The following is a 246-nucleotide window of genomic DNA, read 5'->3' on the forward strand; positions in this document are numbered from 1 at the left end:
GACCTGCCAGCCCCTGGCCGTCATGATATTTCAGCGGATATTTTGCCTTCAGCTCCTCCACATACTCAATCCACTCTTCATGATTCTTGGGAGCCACCATAGGATCCAGCGTGGCTCTGATCACAGACGGAAGGTTCTCCGGAGCTTCCAGAGGCGCGTCCATCGGACATATTTCTCCGGAAGCAGCTGTGGGCGGTCCCATCGCTCTGGTGGAGGAAGGCGATACCATCCGCATCAACATCCCGG

1 pseudogene is annotated in these 246 nt (G+C 56.5%); it reads left to right on the forward strand.

Annotated elements, in window-relative coordinates:
- Positions 1 to 98 precede the first annotated feature (98 nt).
- Positions 99 to 246 (forward strand): annotated as a pseudogene (locus tag H6A34_RS14805) (hypothetical protein); the annotation flags it as partial.

The sequence above is a fragment of the Marseilla massiliensis genome, assembly GCF_016899855.1.
Classification (GTDB): domain Bacteria; phylum Bacteroidota; class Bacteroidia; order Bacteroidales; family Bacteroidaceae; genus Prevotella.